Below are 4,790 nucleotides of genomic sequence, written 5' to 3'. Positions count from 1 at the left end.
CATGAGAAAGCCCATATAAATGGGTAATGTACAAGTTGCTGTAGAAGCATGTTTAATTCGTCTGATCACAGATACTTTATAAAGTATTTTAATACTTTTTTGAATCCGTCAATGCGTAAGTCCTATAATCTATCAGAATTGAAAAAAAATCAGACAATTTTTGCTTTTAATTGCATTTACTTACAACTTTTTCACTTTTTTGCCATACAGCAAAAAAAGAGCCCAATGTTGGGCTCTTTTTTATTGATTTAAGCTTTAGCTTTAAGACCGGCTTCAAGTACATCAAATAAATCATCCGCAATTGAAGTGCCAAATTGCGCATCAATTTCACGGACACATGTTGGACTCGTCACATTAATTTCAGTCACATAATTGCCAATCACGTCAAGTCCAACAAAAACCAAACCTTTTTCACGCAAGAAAGGCCCAACTTTTGCGGCAATGGCTTTGTCATTTTCAGTTAATGGACGTGCCTCACCCAAACCACCTGCAGCTAAATTTCCACGCACTTCACCATTTTGTGGAATGCGCGCCAAGCAGTAAGGTACAGGCTCACCATTGACCATTAAAATACGCTTATCACCATCAACAATTTCTGGAATATAGCGCTGCGCCATAATCGGCTGTGTGCCATTATTGGTCAAAATTTCAATGGTTGAACCAATATTCACACCGTCTTGATACAAGCGGAAAATCCCCATACCGCCCATACCATCTAGAGGTTTTACAATCACATCACCATGTTCTTGTAAAAACTCACGAATTAAGCTCTGCTGTGAGGTGACTAACGTCGGCACTTGCAGCTCAGGGAATTGGGTCGCAAATAGCTTTTCATTGCAGTCACGTAGGCTTTGCGGCTTATTGATAATCCACGCGCCTTCACGTTCAGCCTGTTCCAAAATATAAGTGGTGTAGACAAAGTTCATATCAAACGGTGGGTCTTTACGCATCAACACAACATCGTAATCTGCAATGGATTCTTTTTTCTTTTCGCCTAATTCATAGTAGTGGTTGTAATCTTCAAACACTTTCAGCGGTGAAATCAAACCAAAGGCTTTGCCGTGCTCAATATATAAATCTTGCTGTAATGCATAGCCCAACTCATGACCGCGGCGCGCTGCTGCCCATAGCATCGCCATTGAAGTATCTTTTTTTAGGTTTACATTTTCGATGGGATCCATCACAACAAGTACACGCATCTGGAACGCTCATATAAATTTGATTGCTGAAAAGTATAGCGGAGATTGGCGCGGATGTTTTCTGATTTTTCGTGATGATTATCTTTTAAATAGCACTTGGATATTAGGCTTATTTCAATATCACAATGTTTTTATTTTCAAAACTTTGCTGTATTTTAAGCTTCATCTCATAACAAAATAATCACAAAGAATGCCAAACAAACAACGAACATTTAAATCGGGGGTTATCGTCGGTGTACTCGGGAGCTGTGCCGTGGTTGGCCTAGGCTTTGCAGGGACTGTGGGCTTTGAAAAGTATCAAAACCATCAAGTTTTGACGCATGTTGAGGAACAGAAACAACAGTTTATTTCTCAAGTGAATCTGTTGTATTTGTCTCAAAGTACCGACAGCTCAGAACAAGTGATGCAACTGTTACGCCAATCATCTCCGATTCAGCGCGATGTCATTGCCAACCTAGAACAGAAAGATGGCGTTGTATTTCAGTTTGATCGGCTGCAATTGTCGGCTGAACTGCAAAATCATGACAAAATTCCTACCGCATTGGCAGGACATCATCTGTATTTTCAACCACAAGTGTACGCCGGACAGCCGATTAAGATTTGGCAATGTTTTTCTGATTTAGCAGACAACCTTCGCCCCAAAGACTGTCTATATCGACAAGAAGCACCGGATAATACTGAACTGTTACGCACTGCCCTGCTGGCTTCTGTGGCAAGCAATCGTCAACAAAGACAATCATCCAACTATACGCCGCCTGTGCAAAATGATTGCACAAAGTTTAAAACACAACTGCCGACTCAATATGATGTGTTTGCCACCGGTGCATATTCAGGTCGGGAAACCAGTTATCAAATTGATGACAGCGGTCATCAAGCCACTGAAATGGATATTCAAGTTCAGCATAACCGTCCGGTGGTTTTAATTTTAGGGGCGTATGAGCCAACCATTTGGAAAGTTAAATGGGAGAGCAATACAAGAATTGTCGGTGTCATTGCCACCGGTTATCACGCGCAGCGTGTGGTTGGTTTACCTAAAGCGATTCCAGTTTTAGAAACGTCGTACAAAAATTCGCAATGTGGCTACAGCTATGTGTCAGATGATAATGCAGCAGAAATGAATCAACTTTCGCAGCGTATTTTGCAGCGTGATATTCAAGCCATTGTGATTGCTAAAAACGGGCAAGCCAATATTGGCAATATCAGCGCAGATACGCAACTGAGCTCATCTAAAGAGCGTTCTATGAAAGATGTGATTGATCCGAATGCGCCATTGGCAGGCCCTGCTGGGATACGAGATGCCGTAGCGAAGGGCTTACTCCGTCCTGCCACACGTGCAGATATTGACGCGTGGAAAGCCGCCTACAATAAAGCGCGGAATATTCATACCCCACCCGTTGTTGGCGGTTCTGGATCATCGGGTACGGGCATGGACTATGTGCATTTTGATAGTGCTTATGTGGTATTAAAAGACATGACCATACCAGCAGGCTTATATGGTGCGCATTCTGTGACCTTCTTTGTGCCACAGGGCGTGCCGCGACCTAAAGGTAATCCCGGGCATTCAACCATTTATGAAATCAGATCTGGCAATTGCTATGGCTCGAGCCCAAATTGTTCAAGGTCATGATTTTATATGTGATGTACAGATAAAAGGGGTTCTGTGCCCTCTTCATCATACTCAGAGTTCAGACAGGTATTTGATATGCAGCAGGCTATTGTTGATTTTGCTTTGGATGATGAAAATCATTGGTATGCGATTTTAGCCTGTGGTCATACGCAGCATGTGCGACATGATCCACCATGGCAAAATCGCCCTTGGGTGATAACGGAACAAGGACGGAAAGAAAAATTAGGCGTGATATTGGAGTGTAAGAAGTGTGATGAAGAACTGTAACTCCAAAGTAGAAATGTCCTACCTTAAAACCAAATAGAAATGTCCTATACAGACATTTCCAAGTCAAGTACAGGATTCAGATTTCGTTCTTTGATTACTGTTTTCTGTGCACGTCTGCTTGGCATCTTTTGAGAACGATTACGTTTGTTTTGCTGTTCCAGTTCTTCATGCTGTTGTTGAATATGATTGAGAACAGCACCTAAACGTTTATTCTCAACAATCTCTCGCTGGTTAAGCTGACTTAATTTATCGAAGATGCTGTAATTGATTTTTCTTCCCTGATATTCAATTGCAACTGTACCATCCGGGTATTCAAGGAACTCAAGATACTTGCCAATCAATCTTTGGTTTTCTTCCGTGTTTTCCAGGAGATATACGCATTTATCATAAGTAATGGTCAGGCTGTTCGTGACTCTGCGGGGGTCACGCCAGGTAAAAATATCATCTAATTCTTCGGCTGTTTCAGTGACAGTCCGGTGTAGATCCTTGGGATTAAAGGCCATCTTGGCAAACTTCTGATTGAATTGCTCAATGAAGCAGGGTAGCCAGGCATTCGCTTGTTCAATCGAACAGATGCCTTCCAGGCGCATTTCTTTGATCAGACGGTCCTGAAGCGTTCTATTGGCTCGTTCTACACGGCCTTTGGCCTGTGGTGAATTAGCGAAGATAATATCGATATTCAGGGTGCTGAGTACGCGCCCAAATTGCGTAATCTTGGTGTCTTTCTTGCTGCTTTGATTCACCCTGAAGACTGAATGTTTATCGCTGTAAAATGCCAACGGCTTACCATGCTGCTCAACATACAAACGTGTTGAAATCATATAGTCAAAGGCTGATTCTGATTCACAGAAGCGTAAATGCTGCAATTTTCCTGTGGCATCATCGATAAACACCAGCAGACAGCATTTAGGGGCTCGTCCTTCAAACCAGTCATGGTGTGAGCCATCGATTTGAATCAGTTCACCAAAGCAATCCCGGTTGTAACGAGACTGATACGGGCGTTTCAAGCGCTTGGATCGCGGAATCCATAAATTGGCTGCAATCATCCAGGAACGTAGTGTTTCCACTGAAATATCGAATCCATGAATGGTAGTGAGCTTTTCATGCGCTAAAGTGGGTCCGAAACCATGCAGTTGATCCGAAACAATATTGAGGCACTTGAGTCTGAGTTCTTCAGGAAGCCTGGAGTTGCTGATTTGACCACGTGCAGCATGGGCTAATGCAACTGGGCCTTGAGCTTTGTATTTCTGCAGTAAGCGTCTGATCTGACGTTCTGAAATATGAAGTAGCTGAGCAGCTTGGGATTGAGTTATGCGTTGATCACAGATTTCCTGCAAGACCGACAATCGTTTAAGTTCTTTATCCGACATAGACACCAACATATCAAACCGTCCGCTAAGGAAATTGCAAAAGTGCATATTCTAAAAGCGGACATTTTTACTTTGGAGAAACCGGACATTTCTACTTTGGGCTTACAAGTGTTGTTGTTATTCACCAATTAAAATGTCTATGCGATAAACCATTTAAAATGTCCTGTTTTTAACCACAAGAGTCAAGCACAGGATTTAACTTTCTTTGTTCAACAACAGCTTTCTGAGCTTTACGACTTGGCATACTTTTCTTGGCCCGGGAACGTTTATTCTGTTTTTCTAGTTCTTCATGCTGCTGTTGAATATGCGCCAGGACTGAACCTAACC

The 4,790-nt window shown here is 42.3% G+C and carries 4 protein-coding genes and 1 pseudogene; 2 read left to right on the top strand and 3 right to left on the bottom strand.

Translation table 11 applies throughout. From position 1 onward, the window contains the following. Nucleotides 1-248: 248 nt before the first annotated feature. Complete coding sequence (gene gshB, locus FTT84_RS16975) at nt 249-1,199, bottom strand: glutathione synthase (protein ID WP_067761634.1); 951 nt, start codon at nt 1,197-1,199, stop codon at nt 249-251. A 190-nt stretch (nt 1,200-1,389) separates the two neighbouring features. Between gshB and FTT84_RS16970 the strand changes: the two genes are divergently transcribed. After that, on the top strand, nt 1,390-2,826 hold the full coding sequence (locus tag FTT84_RS16970) for a hypothetical protein (RefSeq protein WP_218949782.1): 1,437 nt from the start codon (nt 1,390-1,392) through the stop codon (nt 2,824-2,826). A 75-nt stretch (nt 2,827-2,901) separates the two neighbouring features. Then, nucleotides 2,902-3,093: a DUF3565 domain-containing protein gene (locus FTT84_RS16965; RefSeq protein WP_180081936.1), complete on the top strand. Its 192-nt coding sequence runs from the start codon at nt 2,902-2,904 to the stop codon at nt 3,091-3,093. A 44-nt stretch (nt 3,094-3,137) separates the two neighbouring features. On the opposite strand, the gene FTT84_RS16960 is transcribed toward FTT84_RS16965, so the two are convergent. Both FTT84_RS16960 and FTT84_RS16955 read right to left on the bottom strand, forming a co-directional pair. After that, nucleotides 3,138-4,463 carry an ISNCY family transposase gene (locus FTT84_RS16960; RefSeq protein ID WP_180081939.1) on the bottom strand — a complete coding sequence of 442 codons (1,326 nt, stop codon included), beginning with the start codon at nt 4,461-4,463 and terminating at the stop codon, nt 3,138-3,140. Nucleotides 4,464-4,632: 169 nt separating this feature from the next. Further along, nucleotides 4,633-4,790, bottom strand: a pseudogene (locus tag FTT84_RS16955) (ISNCY family transposase); the annotation flags it as partial.

The sequence above is a fragment of the Acinetobacter sp. YH01019 genome (genome assembly GCF_013420285.1).
Taxonomy (GTDB): domain Bacteria; phylum Pseudomonadota; class Gammaproteobacteria; order Pseudomonadales; family Moraxellaceae; genus Acinetobacter; species Acinetobacter gandensis.
This window is presented reverse-complemented; position numbering and strand designations above follow the sequence as displayed.